This window comes from Rhizobium sp. USDA 3886, assembly GCF_056279785.1.
This window is the reverse complement of the sequence record NZ_JBWCDC010000003.1, coordinates 1,215,862-1,234,274: the sequence shown is the minus strand read 5'-3', so window position 1 is coordinate 1,234,274 and position 18,413 is coordinate 1,215,862. Positions and strand designations below refer to the sequence as shown.

Sequence of the window (18,413 nt, the reverse complement as noted above, 5' to 3'; positions counted from 1 at the left end):
ATCACCGTGTTCTCGGATCAAGAATGCGATAAAGCACATCCGAAAAGATGTTGATCGTCAGGAAGACAGCCCCAATGGTCAGCACCGCGCCCATCACGACATTCATGTCGTTCATCTGAAGTCCGCGGGTCAGATACTGGCCGAGTCCCGGCCAACCGAAGACGGTCTCGATGAGCACTGCCCCTTCAAGAAGGCCCCCGAAGGTGAGCGCCATGATCGTCAGCAGTTGCACGCGGATATTTCTGAAGGCATGTCGCCAGACGACCTTCCGCAGTCCGAGCCCTTTTGCCCTCGCCGTTATGATATATTCCTGACTGAGCTGTTCCAGCATGAAGCTGCGCGACATGCGGCTGATATAAGCCACGGAATAATAGCCGAGGATCGCGCCCGGCAGGATGATGTGTCCGAGCGCACTTCGGAACACATCCCACTGGCGCTCGATCGCCGAATCGATCAGCAGGAAGCCGGTGACCGGCGTGACGAGCCCCTCGTAGAATACGTCCACCCGGCCGGATGCGCCGACGAGTTTCAGCTTCGCATAGAAGATGAAGAGCGCCATCAGCCCGGTCCAGAAGATCGGGATGGAGTGGCCAGCGAGCGCAACGATGCGCGCGATGTGGTCGATGATCGTGCCGCGCCTGACGGCCGCAGTGATGCCAAGCGGAACGCCGACAAGGGCGCCGACAATCATGGCGATGATGGCAAGCTCAATGGTCGCCGGGAAGATGGTCAGCAGATCGGTGAGTATCGGCTGACCGGTCGTCGCAGATGTGCCGAGGTCGCCCGTCGCAACCTTCCGCACATAGCTCAGGAACTGCACCCAAATCGGCTGTCCCAACCCCAACTCGTTATAGACGCGATCATAGACGTCCTTGCTCACCTCCGCCCCGGTAATGGCGAGCACCGGGTCGGCTGGAAGCAGGCGGCCCATCGAAAAGGTGAGGAACAGCAGGCCGAGGAGCGTTGTCACGACCGCCACGACACGCCCTGCCAGTCGCCGCAGGATGGTCACGAGCCGATGCGGCGGCGCGTGGGCGGCGCCGTCCTCGTCCACACTGCGGTCCGCATCCCGTTTCGATGTCAGATCGGCATTCACCACGGGCAATTACTCCTTCGTCACGTCGTGCCAGCGCGTCGACCAGGTCGTATGCCCATGATAGCCCTTGACATTGGCACGCATGACATACGGGTCAGTGCGCTGGAAGAAGATGACGAGCGGGGCGTCCATGCCGCTGTAGATGCCGTCCATCTTCTGGAAGATCTCCGCGCGCTTGCCCGCATTGCGTTCCTTCATCGACTGATCGACGAGCGTATTGAGCTCGTCGACCTTCATCCCGGCCCGCCAGAGGTAGTAGCTGCCGAGACGCGCCTCGTCGCTGTTGTCGGGATTGTAGGCGTACTGCGTGGCAACGGCGAACGGATCCGGCAGCCGGGCACCCGAGTTGCCGAGCAGGACCTCATACTTGCGCTCGCGGAATGCGGGGGTGAATTCGCCGGGCACGAGATTGAGATCAAGGCCGGCGGCGCGGGCGCTCGCCTGCAGCGCTTCTGCGAAAGGCAACGTTGCCGCACCCGACGGGTTGAGCACCTTCTTCAGGCCGTTCGGATATCCGGCCTCGGCCAGCAATTTCTTGGCCTTGGCGGGATCATAATCGTAGCGCGAGGCCGCATCTTCCGGCGCTCCGATCATTCCGCGAGGGATCATCGACTGCCATGGAAAGCCGGTATAACGCATGATGTTGCCGGAGATCGCCTTCCAGTCGAACGCGTGCTGAAACGCCTCACGGACCTTGGGCTTCTGCAGGTCCGGATCCTTTTGGTTGAGCGCAACATAGTAGAAGCCGAGGCCCGGAACGCTCTCGATCACCATATCCTTGCTGTTCGACAAGGCATCAAGGTCGCCGCTTGCGATGTATTGGCCGACGTCGACGTCACCGGCTTCGAGCTGCAGCCTGAGGTTGCCAGATTCCGGTATGTGGCGGGCGACAACACGTGCCATGGCCGGTGCGCCGCCCCAATAGTCCTTCTGCGCATTGAAGATCGCGACGTCGTTCGGGCGCCATTGCGCCAGCGCGAACGGTCCGCTTCCTGCCGAATTGGCCGACAGCCACGCACCAGCGAGGTCGCCGTTCGCCTCGTGCGATAACGCCGTTTTCTTGTCGATGACGCCGATCGACGAGCCGGCGAGGGAATAAAGCACAAGATCGGTATTGACGGCCAGTGGCAATTCGATCTCCAGCGTGTGCTCGTCTTTGGCCCGGACGAGCTTGTCCACGTTCTCGGGCGTGAAGCCCCAGAGCGCGATATCGGTTGACCCGACCTGCCCCATCTTGATCACACGCTGGATGGACCACGCGGCGTCTTCGGCCGTGACCGGATTACCGCTCTGGAAGACCGCATCGTCGCGCAAGGTCAAGGTGATGATCTTGCCGTCTTCGGAAACGCGCCATTTCGTGGCAAGCATCGGCTTCAGCGTCTTAAGATCATCCGGCGACAGCTGGACGAGGTTGTCATAGATGTTCGAGATCAGTTCGGAAACCGTGCGGGCGTTGTTCTGTGCTGGGTCGAGTGTCCGGATGCCGGTAAGATTGGTACCGATCACCAGCATGTTTGGCGGTGACGCCGCAAAGGATGGTTGCGCCGTGATCAAAGCGCCAGCAAGTGTGATCGTCGTCAGCAAGTTCTTCAGCATCTCAAGACCTCCCAATCTCGCGGCGCAGCAGTTTCGGCGCCTTTTGCCTTCAGTTATGAATTCAAACTCAGCTTGCCGCCCGCGCGGAAACCTATTGGTCCGCAGGCGCAAGGATATCGCCTGCGACCTCCCAGCCCTTGAGCAGGCGAACCAATTCTTCGCGATCCTTTTGATCAAGCAGCGGCAGTCCCGGCACGCGCACGGGTCCGACGTTGAGGCCGGCATGCGCCACAGCCTCCTTTACGACCGTAACATTCGCGCCGTTGCGGAATTTCGTCCGCATGCGCTCAAAGGGCTCGAGCTGATTGATGATGGCGCGTGCAGCTTCGAAATCGCCCTTGGCCAGTGCATCGTGGACCGCAAGCGACAACCGTGGCGCAACGTTGACAAGGCCGGATGTGAAGCCCCGCGCACCAGCGGCCGTGAAGGACAGCGCCCAGCTTTCTGCAAGGCCGCAGACGAACAGCGCTCCCGCCGGATCCGACGCTGCGATGGCCCTGGAGAGAAGCATCAGATCCGGCGTCGCGAACTTGATGCCGGCAATGTTGCCGTGGGCTGCAAGACGGACCATGTCGTCGACATTGAAGCCGTCCGCCCGCACATAGGCAACCAGCGGCAAATGCGAAGCGTCCGCAAGACTGCAGAAATAGTCGATCTGCGCGGACGGCGCGGCAAAGGGATCGACGGGCTGGTGTGACATGACCGCAGTTGCACCGATCGCGGCTGCATCCTTGGCCATCCGGATTGCTTCGCGCAGCGACCTGCCGATTGCGGCCGTCACAGGGGCTCTGCCGTCAACGCCGGAAACCGCAGCTTCGTGCACGCTGCGGATCTCCTCCGGGGTCAAAGCGTAGAATTCGCCGGTGTTTCCTGCAGCGACGATATTGTGAATGCCAGCGATCGCCACCCGCCGATAGACCATCGCCGTGGTCCGGGGTTCGACCTCGCCATTTCCGTCATAGGCCGTCACGGGAACACCCGACACGCCTCTAAGCGCTTGACGCATGGTTGCGATGCTCATCTTCTTTCCCTGTTCCCTTCCATCAATTGCTGAACCGGAAGGGCGGCAGGCCCTCCGCATCCACGTCAAAGGCGATGACGGTACCTGCTTCGAAAAGGCCGCCGCGATCGCTCGATAGGCTAGTAACGAAGAGCGTCCGCATATCCGGCCCCCCGAAGCAGGGCATCGTTGGTGCGGCGACCGGCAGAACATAAATCTCGACGATGTCGCCATCTGGAGAAATCCGGTTGAGCCGGCCCGCAGAAACGCCTGCACTCCAATAGGTGCCGTCCCGGTCGGTTGCGGCGCCGTCCGGCCGGCCCTCCTCCTCCGTGAAGACCCGAAGCCGTCCGGCGTTTCCAGGCTCGCCTGTGGCCGGATCGAAATCAAAAGCCTGCAGGAAGCATTGGCGGCTGTCGGAGTGATACATTCGCCGGCCGTCTGGCGACCAGGCAAGGCCGTTGGAGCTGGTCAATCCTGTTGCGATGGTCCGCGCGCTGCCATCGGAACTCACCCGGTAAAGCGCCGCATCGTTGACCTGCGGCTTGGCTTCGCTCATCGACCCCACCCAGAAATGGCCGTCAGGACCAACCTTGCCATCGTTGAGGCGGCAATTTACGCCTCTCCCCACTGGATCGCATAAAAACTCGAGGCTTCCGGAAGCGGGGTCGAAAAGGTGAATGCCCGATCGAAGGGCAACAACGATACGGCGGTCACGGCAAAGCCCAAGGCTGCCGATCGCCGAAGGCATTCGGAAGCTGTCGATCTTCCCCTGCGCCGAAAGCCGGACGATAGCCGGCGCCTGGATGTCTACGAGCCAAAGACATCCGGTCTTCTCGTCCCATACCGGCGATTCGCCGACGCCCAGCGGTTGCTGCAGCATCGGACGGACTTCCGGATGGATGATCCGCGGCGCCGTCACGGAACCGTCTCCAGGCTCTTGGCCAAACCCTCGGCGTCCCGCATGCGGATGACGCCGTCGTGATTGATCTCACAGAACCCGCCGCCCTGGAACGCAAGAGCAACCGGCCCTTCTGACGGCCCCTCGATGCGCGCATGATCCCGCGGGCGGTCTTGCGGCTGATAGCCCAATTTGGCCGCGACCTCGTTGTCCCACCATGGCTCCTCGGTATCGGAAACGCCGTAGACCACTGTTGCGGCGATAAGCGGGTGGGACAGGCCGATCCTGACCAACTGCGCCAGATCCCGCGCACTGATCCAGATTGCCACCGACCGCTCGCTGTTGGGGTAGGTTCCGGCGTTGCCGATGCGGATGGAAAGAGTGCGAATGCCGCAGGTGTCGTAGTAAAGCCCTCCCACCAGTTCGCCCCAGCATTTGGAAAGCCCATAAGGGCTGTCCGGGCGCATAGGATCCAGCGGAGACACGATCTGGCCGCGCGGGTAAAAGCCCGTGGCGTGATTGCTCGATGCGTAGACGACCCGCCGGACGCTGTTGATCCGTGCGGCCTCGTAAAGATTGTATGTCCCAAGCACGTTCGCCTGCAAAATGGCGTTCATGTCGATGCCGCTTGCAATGCCGGCCAGATGGACGACGCCATCAACATCCTCAAGCGCGGCCGTTGCCTCATCGAGCTTTGTAAGGTCAGCCCTGACGAAGCTTTCATTTTCACCGAGCCGGGCAGGTTCATGGAAATCGATCAGGCGCAGGTGCTCGACATACGGCCGAAGAAGCGGGCGCAGCAACGTCCCTATGCGTCCGGCAGCGCCTGTGAGAGCCAGCCGTTTCATCGTCCCTTCCTCCCCATCATCGCTCAAACGCCCTGGAACATGCGGGCGCGCGCATTCAGTATGTGTCTTTTCATCGCGTCATGGGCCTCGGCTTCGTTGCGCGCGAAGATTGCCTCCACGATCACCGCGTGCTCGTCCTGGACGCTGCGTATCTGTTCGGGCGTCCGCTTGAGGCTCAGGCTTCGCGTCACCGAGTGCCCGATGGCGAAATGCGGCCTGAACCACTCGCGAACCGTGATGTGGAACTGGTTTCCGGTTGCCATGGCAATCGCATCGTGAAGCGCCTGGTCCTCCTCGGCGCCAAGTTTGCCGTCCCGCAGACATTGTTCGATAGCAAAGAGCGCGGCGGTTATCCGCTCCTTGTCGGCCGGCTGCCAGTTGCGTGCGGCAAGCTCCGCGGCCTCGGCCTCGAGGCCGGCGCGGAATTCGAAAAAACGCTGCACGTCGGCAAGGGAGCCGACCGGGACCATTTTCAGCATGGACGAATCCGGTCGTTGCCGCACGTAGGAGCCTGAACCCTTGCGCGAGACGACCAGTCCGTCAGCCCTCAAACGCTCGAGCGCTTCGCGCACGACAGGCCTTGATGCGCCGAACATGACGGCGAGCTTCGATTCCGGCGGCAACCGCTCGTTCACCGGAAAGTTTCCGTCCGCAATCATCCCCACGATCTTCTCGTAGATGATGTCGCTGAAGCGCGTTGCGCCCTTGTTCGAATCGGCAACGGCCGACAGTTTCATCATCGCCCTTCTTTCTGCCGCCAGGCAGCAAATTCCGCGGCTGCCTCCTCGCCGGGAGGGTAAAGGCCGAATATGCCTTGCCCGGCCTGCACCCGCTCCTCGACGAAGTCTTCGAAGACCGTCTGCTCGAAGGCCTCGTTTGCCACCTCCTCGGCCATCGCAGCGGGGATGACGACCACGCCCTCGTTGTCGCCAACCATGATATCGCCCGGGTAGACGGGCACATCGCCGCAGCCGATCGGCTGATTGATGTCGAGCGCATGATGGCGCACCAAGTTCGTCGGCGCCGATGGTGCCGCGTGATAAGCGGCGAACGGCAAAGCGGCGATATCCGGCGAATCCCGGAAACCGCCGTCTGTGACGACGCCGGCCGCACCCCGCTTGAAAAGGCGCGTAATCAGAATACCGCCAGCCGATGCCGCAGAATGATCCTTGCGGCTGTCGATGACCAGCACGCAGCCCGGCGGACACTCCTCGATGGCGCGGCGCTGCGGATGGCTCCGATCGGCAAAGACGCCAAGGTGATCGATGTCCTCGCGGGCGGGAATGTAGCGCAGCGTGAAGGCAGGGCCGACCAGGCGCGGGGCCTGCGGATTGATCTTGTGGACGCCGCAAATGAAGACGTTCCTCAAGCCGCGCTTCAGCAGCACCGTCGTCAGCGTCGCCGTCGAAACAGCTTTCAGTTTTTCGCGCACAGCATCTGACAGTTCCATGTTTTTCAAACTCCCGAGGCGGTCTTTTCCGGCAGCGACAGCCATTTTCTATGCCGCAGGGCTACTAAATCTGTCATTATCTGTCAACTCTTGTAATTATTTGAGAAGGTGTCTATGGTCTGCCCACGGCGTTAAGAAGAGCGCCTTGCGACGGGTAGGGAGCTCGTCGCGCCGGTTGATCACAGTCGTGCCGGCACAAAACGGGAGGGAACTCTATGCGTGATGAAATACTGTCTCGCGGCGTCACTCGGCGCGCCGTGCTCGGAGGCATGGCCGGAGTGGCAGCCTTGTCTATTGCTGGCCGCGTCGCTGCGGCAGGCGGCGAAGCGCCCGCATTGGCGCAGCTTGCCAAGGACGGAAAGCTGCCGCCGCTCGCTGAACGGCTGCCGAAAAAGCCGATGGTCGTGACGCCTCTCGAAAAGGTCGGCACTTATGGCGGAACTCTCCGCCGCGGGCTCCGAGGTTCATCCGACCATAACGGCATCCTGCGCATGGTCGGCAATCAGAGCCTCGTGCGCTGGAATCTGGAATTTACGCAGGTTGTGCCCAACCTCGCCGAACGTTGGGAAATCAACGACGACGCCTCCCAGTTTACCTTTCACCTCATCGAAGGGGTCCGCTGGTCCGATGGCCATCCTTTCACCGCCGATGACATCGTTTTTGCTATTGAGGATTGCGTGAAGAACAGCGAGCTCTACAGCTCGACGCCTGCGCAGCTGTCGGTTGCAGGCAAGGCCGTCAATGTCGAGAAGATCGATGACTTTACGGTGAAATTCACCTTTGCTGCGGCAAACGCGCTCTATCTGGAAAACCTCGCGACGCCGCTCGGCCAGCATCCGACACTCTTTCCGAAGCATTATTGCAGCCAGTTCCTGCCGAAATACAATCCCAATATCGCCGAAGACGTCACGAAAGCAGGCGCCGGCAGCTGGACGGATCTCTTCCGCGCGCGCTGCGGCGATATCGAGATTCCGTCGCGGTGGGGCAACCCGGCCAAGCCGACGCTCGATCCATGGGTCGTGAAGGAGCCTTACAGCGGCGGCGCGACGCGCGTCGTCATGACCCGGAACCCCTATTTCTGGCAGGTCGATACCCAAGGCAACCAGCTTCCCTATGTCGATGAGATCAATTTCAGCATCTCGCAGGACGTCGAGTCGCTGATGCTGAATGTCATCTCCGGGAAGATCGACATCCAGGAGCGCCATATCAGCGTTCTCTCGAACAAGCCGACGCTCTCCCAGAACATGGACAAAGGCGACTACCGCCTGCTGTCGCTGGTGCCGTCCGCCTCGCAGCAGTGCCAGATCTACTTCAACATGACCCACAAGGATCCTGCCCTACGCAAGATGTTTGCCGACAAGGCGTTCAGGCAGGCGCTTTCGCTTGGAATCAACCGGCCAGAATTGATCGACATCGTGTATTTCGGGCAGAGCGAAGGCTACCAGGCCGGACCGCGCCCTGAGCATCCGTGGTATCACGAAAAGCTCGCGCGTCAGTTTACCGAATACGATCCTGACAAAGCGGGCGCGATGCTGGATCAGGCAGGCTACGACAAGAAGGACGGGAACGGGTTCCGCCTCCGGCCCGACGGCCAGAAGGTGTTTTTCACGGTTGACGTCATTCCGACGCTCTATCCCGACCTCGTCGATGCCCTGGAACTGGTCAAGGCGCATTGGGCGCAGATCGGCATCGACATGAAGGTCAATACGATCGAGCGCGCCCTCTATTATACCCGCGGCGACGACAACGCGCATGATGCGGCGGTCTGGCCGGGTCCGGGCGGACTTGATCCGATGCTTGATCCGCGCGACTTCTTCGCCTTCCACCCGCAAGGCTCGCGCTACGCCATTCCGTGGTCGCTTTGGTATACGTCGAACGGCGCACGCGGCGAAGAACCGCCGGAAAGTCAGAAGACACGCATGAAGCTCTTCGACGGCGCCCGCTCGACCGCCGATCTCGACAAGCGCGGTGCGATCATGAAGCAGATCTTCGACATCGCGGCTGACGAATTCGAGACAGTCGGCCTCTGCCTTGCCGTCGGCGGCTTCGGCATCATCCGCAACAACCTGCGCAATGTCCCGGAAAAGCAGCCGGATAGCTGGTCCTGGCCAAATCCGGGACCGGCACTGCCCCAGCAGTTTAGCTTCACGAGCTGATTTGCCGTTCCCGCGCCGCCCTTTGGGGCGGCGCTTCTTTCAAGCACGCTGTCCGGAAACTTCGGAAGCGGTGTTCATTGCAAGAGATGCCTCATGCTTATCTTCATCGCTAAACGCCTTTTGTGGATGATCCCATCCCTTTTCGCTGTCAGCTTCCTGGCCTTTGTACTTATCCAGCTCCCGCCGGGCGATTACGTCACGACCTATATCGCAACGCTTGCTGCGTCGAACGAGGTCATCGATCAGAATACCGCGGCGCAATTGCGTGAGCGCTTCGGCCTCGATGATCCGATGCTCGTGCAATATTTCAAATGGATATGGGGCATCGTTTCCCGCGGCGACTTCGGCATCTCCTTCGAATGGCAGCAACCAGTCTCCGGCCTCATCTGGGAGCGCATTGCGTTGACGCTGGTGCTTGCTCTTTCGACGCTGATCGCCACCTGGGCGATCGCACTTCCGATTGGCGTCTTTTCCGCCGTGCGTAAATATTCGATTGGCGACTATTTTTTTACCGCCTTCACCTTCCTGGGATTGGCTATCCCCTCGTTCCTGCTGGCGCTCGTGCTGATGTATATCGCTGCCGTCGAATTCGGTCAGGACGTCGGCGGTCTCTTTTCGTCCGAGTTCGAGACCGCGCCCTGGAGCTTCGCCAAGATACTCGACCTGTTTTCGCATATATGGCTTCCGGTGATCATCCTGGCCGTATCCTCGACCGCAAGCTTGATCCGCGTCATGCGCGCGAACATGCTTGACGAATTGCCAAAACCTTACGTCACGACGGCACGGGCAAAGGGTCTCTCCGAGTTCAGGCTGCTCGTGAAGTATCCCTTACGGATCGCGCTCAATCCGTTCATCTCGACGATTGCCTGGCTGCTTCCCAACCTTATTTCCGGTTCCGTCGTCGTGGCGATCGTCCTCAATCTGCCGACGGCCGCCCCCCTGTTGCTGCAGGCCCTGATGGCGCAGGACATGTATCTGGCCGGCGCCTTCGTGCTTTTGATCTGCGCGCTCACGCTGATCGGCTCGCTGATCAGCGACATCCTGCTTGCGCTAGTCGATCCCCGCATCCGGTTGGAATAGGAGCTGGTCGTGACCGACATTGCTGTCACAAATCTCTCGCCGGATCGTGCCGCCGTCGCCTCGCAATGGCAGCTCATCTGGTGGGCCTTCCGCCGGCACCGGCTTGCCATGGTTGCCCTCGTCGTCACCATCCTGATGTACATCGTTGCCGTCGTTCCGGGCTTCTTCGCCATCAACGATCCTAACCTGCAGAACGCTCGGGCGACCTTTCATCCGCCGCAGGCGCTGCATTTCGGCGACGCGGACAATGGCCTCTCTATCGATCTGCACTACTATGCGATGAAGCTCACCCGCGACCCGGAAACCCTTGCTGCGATCTACAAGGAGGACAGGACGAAACGGGTCGACGTCCAGCTGTTCGGGCGCGGCTATGAATATTCGGTGCTCGGCTTGTTTAGAACGAACATCCATCTGATCGCTTCGTCCGACAAGGCGAGCCCCCTTCTGCTGTTCGGCGCCGACCGGCTCGGGCGCGACGTCTTTAGCCGGACGGTTCAGGGCTCCCAGATCTCGCTGTCGATCGGCCTTGTCGGTGTCTTCTTTTCGCTGCTGCTCGGCATCGTGCTCGGCGGCATTTCCGGCTATTACGGCGGCCGCATCGATTTCTTCATGCAGCGCGTCATCGATTTCGTGCTGTCGCTGCCGACGATCCCGATCTGGCTTGCGATGGCGGCGGCACTCCCGCAGGGCTGGCCGGCAACGCTTCAGTACATGATGATCACCATCATCCTGTCGCTGACCGGTTGGGCGCAGCTTGCCCGTGTCGTACGGGGCCGCTTTCTGTCCTTGCGCACCGAGGAATTCGTCGCTGCCGCGAGATTGGACGGCGTTCGCGAAAGGCGCATCATCTTCCGGCACATGCTGCCGAGTTTCGCGAGCCACATCATAGCGTCGATCACGCTTGCCGTGCCGGCGATGATCCTTGCGGAGACCTCCCTCTCCTTCCTGGGCCTCGGCCTGCAGCCGCCGACCATCTCCTGGGGTGTGCTTTTGCGCGAGGCTCAAAACATCCGCTCGATCGCCACGGCGCCATGGCTCTTCATGCCGGGCGCGGCCGTCGTCGTCGCGGTTATGGCGCTCAACCTTCTCGGCGACGGCCTGCGCGATGCGGCTGACCCATACAACAAATGAGGCCGGCATGACCGACATCGTTCCGATCACGGCTGGCAGGGTGCTCCTGCAGGTGCAGAACCTGACGGTCGACTTTGCCTTGCGCAACGGCGCCTTTCGCGCAGTCGATGATCTTTCCTTTTCGATCGAGCCGGGAAAGACGCTTTGCGTCGTCGGCGAGAGCGGCTCCGGCAAGTCCGTGACGGCCCGCTCGATCCTGCAGATCTTAGACGCGCCAGGCCGTATCTGCGGCGGATCCATCGTCCTGAATGGCAAAGACGGTCGCTCCGTTAATCTCGTCAGTCTTAACCCGCGCGGGCGCCACATCCGCGCCATACGCGGCCGCGACATTGCCATGATTTTCCAGGAACCGATGTCGTCACTCTCGCCGGTCCACACGGTGGGCGACCAGATCATCGAAGCACTTCGTCTTCACACCAGGATGAGCAAGGCGGAAGCACGCGCCGAAGCGATATCACTCCTGAAGCAGGTGGAGATTCCTTTCCCGGAAAAAGCCGTGGATCGCTATACGTTCCAATATTCGGGCGGCATGCGCCAGCGCGCCATGATCGCGATGGCGCTCGCATGCAAGCCGCAGTTGCTGATCGCCGACGAGCCTACGACGGCTTTGGACGTCACCACGCAAGCCGAAATCCTCGACCTGATTGCCCGACTACAAAAGGCTTACGGCATGGCGGTGCTTTTCATAACGCACGACATGGGCGTCGTGGCGCAAATCGCTGACGACGTGCTCGTCATGCACGACGGCGTCGCCAAGGAATACGCCCCGGTCGAGCAGATTTTTCATGCCCCGAAAGACGATTACACCCGGATGCTGATCGGCTCCGTTTTGAAACTGGAAGCCAAGGCCGAAATCAGGCTGGCGCGGGCGCCGCTCGACAGGACGGCAGCGCCAATTCTCGAGCTCCGCAACGTGTCCATGGATTTCGGCGAGGTCAAAGCGCTTGACGATGTCTCCATTTCTCTCCTACCGCGCGAGACGCTCGGCATCGTCGGCGAAAGCGGGTCCGGAAAGACGACGATGGGACGTTCGATCATGCGCCTCATCGATCCGACCGCGGGCGAGATTCTGTATCGCCGCGCTGATGGCGGCATGATCGATCTGGCAACCGCGAAGGGGCAACCGCTTGCCGCTGCGCGGCGCGAACTGCGCATGGTGTTCCAGGACCCCTTCGGCTCTCTCAATCCCCGTATGACCGTCTCGCAAATCATCGGCGAGCCGCTGCTTGTCAACGGCATCGCACGCGGCCGGGCACTCGATGAACGCATTTGTCACCTGATGGAGCAGGTGGGCCTCGATCCGACGACCCGTGAACGTTACCCGCATGCTTTTTCCGGAGGCCAGCGTCAGCGCATCGGGATTGCCCGCGCCATCACACTCAGCCCACGCATCATCGTTGCCGACGAAGCGACTTCGGCGCTCGACGTATCCGTGCGCTCGCAGGTCCTCGACCTTTTGATGCGCTTGCAGGACGAGCTCGGCCTTGCCTACATCTTCATCAGCCACGACATCGGCGTCATTCGCTACATGTGCGATCGTGTCGGCGTAATGTACAAGGGCCGGCTTGTCGAGGTTGGAGATGCGGACAAGATCTGCAACACGCCGGAGCACGCCTATACCCAAGCGCTCATCTCCGCCATTCCGCGCCCCGATCCACGCGACCGGGATCGCTCGCGGCGTTTCCGCTACATCGAACCAGCCAATCTCAAGAACGGGAGTTCTGTGCGATGAAAATCACCGGAATTAGAACCTTTCTCATGCATGCCGGGCAACCAGACCCCTCGAAATGGGCCTCCGATGAGCGCTCGGGAGACGGCGCATCCAAACAGCTGCCCGGCACACGAAATTGGCTGTTCTTGAAGATCGACACCGACGAAGGCATCACCGGTATCGGTGAATGCTCGGGTTGGCCGCGGGTCATCGAGACGGCGATCCACGATCTGGCGCCGCTTCTCATTGGCGAGGATCCGGCCCATATCGAGCGTCTCTGGCAGAAGATGCACATCGCCATGATGGGCCACGGCATGCTGGGAACGGTCGGCGCCGGCGCCATGACGGGCATCGACATGGCACTTTGGGACATTAAGGGAAAAGCGCTCGGCGTGCCGGTCTGGATGCTGCTCGGCGGCAAGGTTCGCGACAGGATCCCGATCTACTCCCACGCAAACACGCCCGAGCGCGCGCTTGCGGTCAAGGAGCGCGGCATCAAGGCGATTAAATGCGGCGGGGTCGCCGATCCCGTCCGCAAAGTCGCTGCGTTGCGCGAGGCGGTCGGCAACGATATCGACATTGCGATCGATCTGCATGGACCGCCCTGGCTGACGCCTGCGGATGCCTGCCGCCTAGTCAGGGCGTTGGAGCCTTACGAACTCTTCTGGGTCGAAGATCCAATTGCGCCGGAGAATATCGACGGCTACCGGCGCATTCGCGATGCGGCGCACGTGCCACTGGCGGCCGGCGAGCGCTCGGCGACCATCTTCGGCGAACGGGAACTCATCGAGAAAGAACTGGTCGACGTGATCCAGCCGGATACCGGCCGGGCCGGCGGCATCACACAGATGAAAAAGATCGCGGCGATGGCCGAGGCGCACCATATCCAGATGGCTCCGCATTCCGGCTCGCTTGGCCCGGTCGCCGAATATGCGGCCCTGCAAGTGCTTGCGGCGATTCCCAACGCGCTTATCCTCGAGCGCATCGACGACGACTGGGACGGCCGCCGGCAGACGATCGTTCCGCATCCTGAACAGGTCGACGGATCGATTGCGGTTCCTGATGCGCCGGGGCTTGGCTGCGACATCGACGAGGCCTTCGTGGCCCGCTTCCCAAGCGGCGGCAACGTCTCCGTACCCGTGCCGGAGAATGCCGGCTCCTACAATCCCGGAACCTACAACGAGCACCTCTATGTGCAGACGCGCCTCTCGCGCCGGACTTATTTCAATCGGTAGAAGGACAGAAAGATGAAGATCGACCGCATGCGGGTTTTCATGACCCGCGACAAGGACCGTCCCCGCGTCATCGTCGCACTCGATACGGATGACGGCCTGACAGGTTGGGGCGAATGCTACAATCATGGTCCGGATAAGGCGCTACCGCCGATTTTGGATTATCTCTACGCCTTCCTGTCAGGCCAGGATCCGACACGCGTTGACTATCTCGTCAATCTGCTGATCCAGCAAAGCAGGTTCCCGCCGGGCGCACTCGGCCTGGCCGCAATCTCGGCGCTCGATCACTGCCTGTGGGACCTTGCCGCCAAGGCTGCGAACGTTCCGGTCTACAAACTGCTCGGCGGTGAAGTGCGCGATCGCATCAAGGTCTATGCAGGCGTCTACACGGCACCGGATGCGCCGGCGGCTCGCGACGAGTTCGATCGCTTGAATGAGGAATGGGGCTTCACCGCTTTCAAGCTCAGCCCGTGGCGCATCGACATGCACGCCCATCGCTGGGGCAACGTCGTCAAGGCTTCGGCGGACTATTTCCGCTCGCTTCGTGAAACCGTGCGCGACGACTATGAGATCGCGTTTGACGCGCATGCGAAGATCTTCGAGCCGGTCGCAGCCCGCCAGCTCGGCAATGCACTGGCACCCTATGATCCGCTGTTCTACGAGGAACCGCTTCGCCCGGAAAACATCGAGGCCTGGGGCGACCTCAAGCAGGGACTCAACTGCGTCCTCGCAACGGGCGAGTCACTCTACAATCGAAACGAGTTCCTGCGCCTTCTGCAGGTCAAGGGCGCGGACCTGATACAGCCCGACATCTGCGTCGTCGGCGGCATCAGCGAAATGCGGCGGATTGCGACACTCGCCGAAGCCTATTTCGTCGGCGTCGCTCCACACAATCCCATGGGTCCGCTGGCAACTGCAGTTAACGTCCATTTCTCGGCCGCTGCGCAGAACTTCCGGATCCTCGAATACCGGCTGCCGAAGGGCCAGGCCTACGTTTATGGCGGCATCGACATCGAGAAGCGGCAGGGCGAAACGCGGTACGTTGCCGATCCCTATCTGCCGAAGGATGGTTATCTGGAGCTGCGGCCCGACCGGCCCGGCTGGGGCGTCGAGATGGATGAGAAGGCAATGACCGAGGAGGGTTATGTTCATTGGCAACGGCGCGTCCCGAAACGGCCGGACGGCTCCTATGCATTTGCCTGAGGAGTTCTAGACGAAACGAAAGAGTGGAGCGCCGGCTGGCTGCAACGGCGGTCCCCAATGGCCACCATCAACCCGACCTCGATTGTCGGGTATCTTGGGGTCGGCGGCGTGAGCTCAAGCATGGTTGCGTCGGTCACGCTAATTGTGAAGGCCATTCGGCGGCCCGCCGGGAACCTTGCCGAATGTACGCGCTAAGCCGCCGCTGCCGCGATCTCACGGAATGAAACGAGTTTCTGGCGCCGATCATCCCATAACACGAGCCTGACGCACTGCAGGCTTTGCCAGAGTGTAATGCGCCCGATTCCGGCAAGTTGGGGGTGGTCGCGCAGCACTTCCGGCAGCCTGTAATAAGGTATGCGGCTCGAAAGATGATGCACGTGATGAATGCCGATATTGCCAGTCAACCATCGTAACGCCAGCGGCAGATCGTAATGGGATGCGCCGTGGAGAGCGGCTTTTGGAAACTTCCAGTCGTCGCCTGTCGACCAGTGCGTGTCCTCGAACTGATGCTGGACATAGAAGAGCCATATGCCGGCCGCACCCGACAGAAGCACGATCGGCAGGTGGATCATCAGGAATGGCCCGACCCCCACAATCCACATCATCAGGCCTGCAAGTGTGACAACCGCGAGGTTTGTACCCATGGTCGAAACCCAGGGAAGCGCTCCGCAATTCATCATCCCGAATGGTAGGCGCTGTTTGAAGAGGAAGAGCCAGGCAGGGCCGATGCCGAACATCACCAGCGGGTGCCGGTAGAGGCGATAGCCGAGGCGGTTCATGGGCGAAAGCGCGCGGTACTCTGCAACCGTCAGGGTCGTGATATCACCAACGCCCCGCTCATCGAGATTGCCGGCCGACGCATGATGGGCAGCGTGCGCCCGGCGCCAATAGTCGTAAGGTGTCAGTGTAAGCACGCCGATGACACGCCCTGTCCAATCGTCAATGCCGCGACGGGCGAAGAACGAGCCGTGACCGCAATCGTGCTGGATCATAAACAGTCGCAGGAGGAAGGCTGCGGCCGCAATGATTGCGGCCAGCCCGTACCAGAAGCCGTAAACGAGGGAAAAATAGGCGATAGCCCAGAATCCCACGAACGGGACGGCGGTGACGATAAGCTCGAAGGCGGAGCGGCCAATACGAGGCCGGCGATATTTCGCCAGAGTCTTCAACCATGCTCCGACATTGTCTTCAGCAAGCGGGGCTGGTGTATGGACATGTGCATTCATCAAAAGCGGTTCCTATCGCGCGCCTTGCGTCATCTGCGCACGCATGGTTGTCTGCGCCCATAGGCGCAGTGGTTTGGGACCTCAGGCTTGGCGGGCCTTGCGCGCGGCATAACGGCGATCACGCTCGGCCTTGCGTGCGGCTTCGTCCGCCACGCCGCGTGAAACGCGATCTGCGATTTCTGCCTGACGGGCTTCGGCTTCTGCCTTTTCCTCGGCCTGGGCCGCAGCCGCCATCGCCGCCGCAGCGGCAAGAATTCGCTGGTTCTCTGCTGTCTTCAATGCTTCCCGCTCGGCACGGCGGGCCTCGCGGGCGCGGATCACCGCGTCACGCGCAGCAAGCCGCTCCTGCATCCCGGGATCGGCTGATTTCGGGGCGGAGGCGAACTTTGCCAGAAGCTCTCGCTTTGCCTCCGCCGCGGCATTGCGGCGTTCGGCAAAACCGTTGTCGTTGGAACGTCTCAATAGGTATTCCTTTGGATCTCGTAAGGTATGGAGGCTTGTACGATCGCGCTGCCAGGGAAGACCTGCGCTGGTATCGTGCGCTGCGGAAGGTGCCTCGGAACGGAAAGAGGCCAGACATGAGCCTGGCCTCTTGTAACCTCTTGCCGCCGTGTCGGTACATCCGTGGTCATCGGCGGCTAAAGCTTAGGCGGCCTTGAGCTGGCCGGCAGACATCTTGCCCGACTTGCTGTCGCGCTCGAGCTCGAAACCGAGCTTCTGACCTTCGACGATCGAGCTCATCCCTGCGCGTTCGACGGCCGAGATGTGAACGAACACATCGGCGCTGCCGTCGTCAGGCTGAATGAAGCCAAAACCTTTGGTGGAATTGAACCATTTAACTGTGCCAGTGGTCATAACGAACCCTTTCTTAGCAACATTGATCACCGCTGGGCGACGCACAGCGGGTTTTCGACTTTTGAGAGAAGGAAGTTCGTCGCGAAGCGCGAGGCGCAGCAAAAACAACTATCGGCAAACAAAGTATCGATGGGTTTTTGTATAGACACTTTCGACGGTCGCGTCAACTTCTTGTTTTGACGCCTGCGATAATACCACTTAAGATGGCAATCCCCAAAAGAAGTCGCGTCAGCCGGATCGCCGAACTCGGCGCGGTTCGAGTTCCAAAGAATCGCTCTTGTCCCGCCTGGGCAGAGGATATGCGTCGGCTTCGTAAAGCCTCTGCATCTGCTGACCATCATAGCGGGCTTCCTCAACCTCTAGTATGGAACCGCGAAGCATCGAGGCAGGCATGTCCTCAATCGCAAAGCGAAGCGCTTCAGCGGCCGAATCAAACCTTCTGTACCGAAGCCGGCTCGTTCTCTTCACGGTCTTGCAGGGGTATAGTCCTGCACCGGTGCTGTAATCAAATATCGCCATGCGTACGCTCCTTTAGGGCAAACAGGGTCTCGCGATTGGCGCGCCTCATACGATTTTCGAGGCGCTGCTGCATTTCAACGGGCCTGCGTTCTCTCATTCTGAGGATCTGTCTGGTGCGTACGTCCTGCAGCTTGGCGGCATTCGAGCCTTCGGGGGCTGTGCGTCGGAACAGGCTCTCCGCCGCGTGGCGGGTCGTGTCTATCATGAGGGTATCCTAAAACGTGGATGCGCGAGGCAATGGCTTCAGCGCGACTATCTTCCGCCGCAGAGCGGAATTATGGACGTTTTGCAATTCTGAGATTGCCAAGCAGCCGGGCGAACCGGCGAGATCAGGTAGCCAAAAGGCTGAAAACGCAACAATGATGTGGTGACGCGGGCCGCCTCATTCAAGGCGGCCCGCACTTGCGGC

17 protein-coding genes are annotated in these 18,413 nt (G+C 60.8%); 6 read left to right on the top strand and 11 right to left on the bottom strand.

The features are described 5' to 3' along the window. Window position 1: 1 nt before the first annotated feature. The 7 genes from ACZ9BX_RS28815 to ACZ9BX_RS28785 form a co-directional block, all read right to left on the bottom strand. Window positions 2–1,099, bottom strand: coding sequence for an ABC transporter permease (locus tag ACZ9BX_RS28815; protein WP_476221613.1), 1,098 nt, complete (start codon window positions 1,097–1,099; stop codon window positions 2–4). Between the two features lie 6 nt (window positions 1,100–1,105). Then, window positions 1,106–2,692 (bottom strand): ABC transporter substrate-binding protein, encoded by a 1,587-nt coding sequence (locus ACZ9BX_RS28810; protein ID WP_132563135.1) that lies wholly within the window; start codon window positions 2,690–2,692, stop codon window positions 1,106–1,108. Between the two features lie 91 nt (window positions 2,693–2,783). Further along, entirely contained in the window at window positions 2,784–3,713 is a 930-nt protein-coding gene (locus ACZ9BX_RS28805; protein ID WP_476221611.1) for a dihydrodipicolinate synthase family protein, read from the bottom strand. A gap of 22 nt (window positions 3,714–3,735) precedes the next feature. Next, window positions 3,736–4,614: an SMP-30/gluconolactonase/LRE family protein gene (locus tag ACZ9BX_RS28800; RefSeq protein ID WP_476221609.1), complete on the bottom strand. Its 879-nt coding sequence runs from the start codon at window positions 4,612–4,614 to the stop codon at window positions 3,736–3,738. Beyond that, a complete protein-coding gene (locus tag ACZ9BX_RS28795; protein WP_476221607.1) occupies window positions 4,611–5,441 on the bottom strand; it encodes an NAD-dependent epimerase/dehydratase family protein in 831 nt (276 codons plus the stop codon). Before ACZ9BX_RS28795 ends, ACZ9BX_RS28800 begins: the two co-directional genes overlap by 4 nt. 23 nt (window positions 5,442–5,464) lie before the next feature. Continuing rightward, complete coding sequence (locus ACZ9BX_RS28790) at window positions 5,465–6,178, bottom strand: FadR/GntR family transcriptional regulator (protein WP_476223074.1); 714 nt, start codon at window positions 6,176–6,178, stop codon at window positions 5,465–5,467. Further along, window positions 6,178–6,891, bottom strand: coding sequence for a ribonuclease activity regulator RraA (locus ACZ9BX_RS28785; RefSeq protein WP_476221605.1), 714 nt, complete (start codon window positions 6,889–6,891; stop codon window positions 6,178–6,180). Before ACZ9BX_RS28785 ends, ACZ9BX_RS28790 begins: the two co-directional genes overlap by 1 nt. Before the next feature lie 215 nt (window positions 6,892–7,106). On the opposite strand from ACZ9BX_RS28785, the gene ACZ9BX_RS28780 reads away from it, so the two are divergent. From ACZ9BX_RS28780 to ACZ9BX_RS28755, 6 genes are all read left to right on the top strand, one after another. Continuing rightward, window positions 7,107–9,047 carry an ABC transporter substrate-binding protein gene (locus ACZ9BX_RS28780; protein ID WP_476221603.1) on the top strand — a complete coding sequence of 647 codons (1,941 nt, stop codon included), beginning with the start codon at window positions 7,107–7,109 and terminating at the stop codon, window positions 9,045–9,047. Window positions 9,048–9,140: 93 nt separating this feature from the next. Beyond that, a complete protein-coding gene (locus tag ACZ9BX_RS28775; RefSeq protein WP_476221601.1) occupies window positions 9,141–10,127 on the top strand; it encodes an ABC transporter permease in 987 nt (328 codons plus the stop codon). Window positions 10,128–10,136: 9 nt separating this feature from the next. After that, window positions 10,137–11,258, top strand: a complete 1,122-nt coding sequence (locus ACZ9BX_RS28770; protein ID WP_476221599.1) for an ABC transporter permease — start codon at window positions 10,137–10,139, stop codon at window positions 11,256–11,258. Window positions 11,259–11,265: 7 nt separating this feature from the next. Continuing rightward, window positions 11,266–12,990 carry an ABC transporter ATP-binding protein gene (locus ACZ9BX_RS28765; protein WP_476221598.1) on the top strand — a complete coding sequence of 575 codons (1,725 nt, stop codon included), beginning with the start codon at window positions 11,266–11,268 and terminating at the stop codon, window positions 12,988–12,990. After that, window positions 12,987–14,204 (top strand): mandelate racemase/muconate lactonizing enzyme family protein, encoded by a 1,218-nt coding sequence (locus ACZ9BX_RS28760; RefSeq protein ID WP_476221597.1) that lies wholly within the window; start codon window positions 12,987–12,989, stop codon window positions 14,202–14,204. The genes ACZ9BX_RS28765 and ACZ9BX_RS28760 overlap by 4 nt, the downstream gene beginning before the upstream one ends. 12 nt (window positions 14,205–14,216) lie before the next feature. Further along, window positions 14,217–15,404, top strand: a complete 1,188-nt coding sequence (locus tag ACZ9BX_RS28755; protein WP_027511016.1) for a galactarate dehydratase — start codon at window positions 14,217–14,219, stop codon at window positions 15,402–15,404. Window positions 15,405–15,595: 191 nt separating this feature from the next. On the opposite strand, the gene ACZ9BX_RS28750 is transcribed toward ACZ9BX_RS28755, so the two are convergent. The 4 genes from ACZ9BX_RS28750 to ACZ9BX_RS28735 all read right to left on the bottom strand — a co-directional run bounded on the left by ACZ9BX_RS28750 (window position 15,596) and on the right by ACZ9BX_RS28735 (window position 18,209). Further along, window positions 15,596–16,630 (bottom strand): fatty acid desaturase, encoded by a 1,035-nt coding sequence (locus ACZ9BX_RS28750; RefSeq protein ID WP_476221596.1) that lies wholly within the window; start codon window positions 16,628–16,630, stop codon window positions 15,596–15,598. Between the two features lie 81 nt (window positions 16,631–16,711). Next, a complete protein-coding gene (locus tag ACZ9BX_RS28745) occupies window positions 16,712–17,092 on the bottom strand; it encodes a DUF6481 family protein (RefSeq protein ID WP_476221595.1) in 381 nt (126 codons plus the stop codon). 183 nt (window positions 17,093–17,275) lie between these two features. Further along, window positions 17,276–17,485: a cold-shock protein gene (locus ACZ9BX_RS28740; RefSeq protein WP_027511019.1), complete on the bottom strand. Its 210-nt coding sequence runs from the start codon at window positions 17,483–17,485 to the stop codon at window positions 17,276–17,278. Window positions 17,486–17,990: 505 nt separating this feature from the next. Continuing rightward, window positions 17,991–18,209 carry a hypothetical protein gene (locus ACZ9BX_RS28735; RefSeq protein WP_476221593.1) on the bottom strand — a complete coding sequence of 73 codons (219 nt, stop codon included), beginning with the start codon at window positions 18,207–18,209 and terminating at the stop codon, window positions 17,991–17,993. Between the last annotated feature and the right edge of the window lie 204 nt (window positions 18,210–18,413).

What these genes read in the sequence shown, in the direction of transcription:
- ACZ9BX_RS28810 (WP_132563135.1), bottom strand. Translation starts at nt 2,692, where the DNA reads ATGCTGAAGAACTTGCTGACGACGATCACACTTGCTGGCGCTTTGATC.
- ACZ9BX_RS28805 (WP_476221611.1), bottom strand. Translation starts at nt 3,713, where the DNA reads ATGAGCATCGCAACCATGCGTCAAGCGCTTAGAGGCGTGTCGGGTGTT.
- ACZ9BX_RS28795 (WP_476221607.1), bottom strand. Translation starts at nt 5,441, where the DNA reads ATGAAACGGCTGGCTCTCACAGGCGCTGCCGGACGCATAGGGACGTTG.
- ACZ9BX_RS28790 (WP_476223074.1), bottom strand. Translation starts at nt 6,178, where the DNA reads ATGAAACTGTCGGCCGTTGCCGATTCGAACAAGGGCGCAACGCGCTTC.
- ACZ9BX_RS28785 (WP_476221605.1), bottom strand. Translation starts at nt 6,891, where the DNA reads ATGGAACTGTCAGATGCTGTGCGCGAAAAACTGAAAGCTGTTTCGACG.
- ACZ9BX_RS28780 (WP_476221603.1), top strand. Translation starts at nt 7,107, where the DNA reads ATGCGTGATGAAATACTGTCTCGCGGCGTCACTCGGCGCGCCGTGCTC.
- ACZ9BX_RS28775 (WP_476221601.1), top strand. Translation starts at nt 9,141, where the DNA reads ATGCTTATCTTCATCGCTAAACGCCTTTTGTGGATGATCCCATCCCTT.
- ACZ9BX_RS28765 (WP_476221598.1), top strand. Translation starts at nt 11,266, where the DNA reads ATGACCGACATCGTTCCGATCACGGCTGGCAGGGTGCTCCTGCAGGTG.
- ACZ9BX_RS28760 (WP_476221597.1), top strand. Translation starts at nt 12,987, where the DNA reads ATGAAAATCACCGGAATTAGAACCTTTCTCATGCATGCCGGGCAACCA.
- ACZ9BX_RS28755 (WP_027511016.1), top strand. Translation starts at nt 14,217, where the DNA reads ATGAAGATCGACCGCATGCGGGTTTTCATGACCCGCGACAAGGACCGT.
- ACZ9BX_RS28750 (WP_476221596.1), bottom strand. Translation starts at nt 16,630, where the DNA reads ATGAATGCACATGTCCATACACCAGCCCCGCTTGCTGAAGACAATGTC.
- ACZ9BX_RS28740 (WP_027511019.1), bottom strand. Translation starts at nt 17,485, where the DNA reads ATGACCACTGGCACAGTTAAATGGTTCAATTCCACCAAAGGTTTTGGC.
- ACZ9BX_RS28735 (WP_476221593.1), bottom strand. Translation starts at nt 18,209, where the DNA reads ATGATAGACACGACCCGCCACGCGGCGGAGAGCCTGTTCCGACGCACA.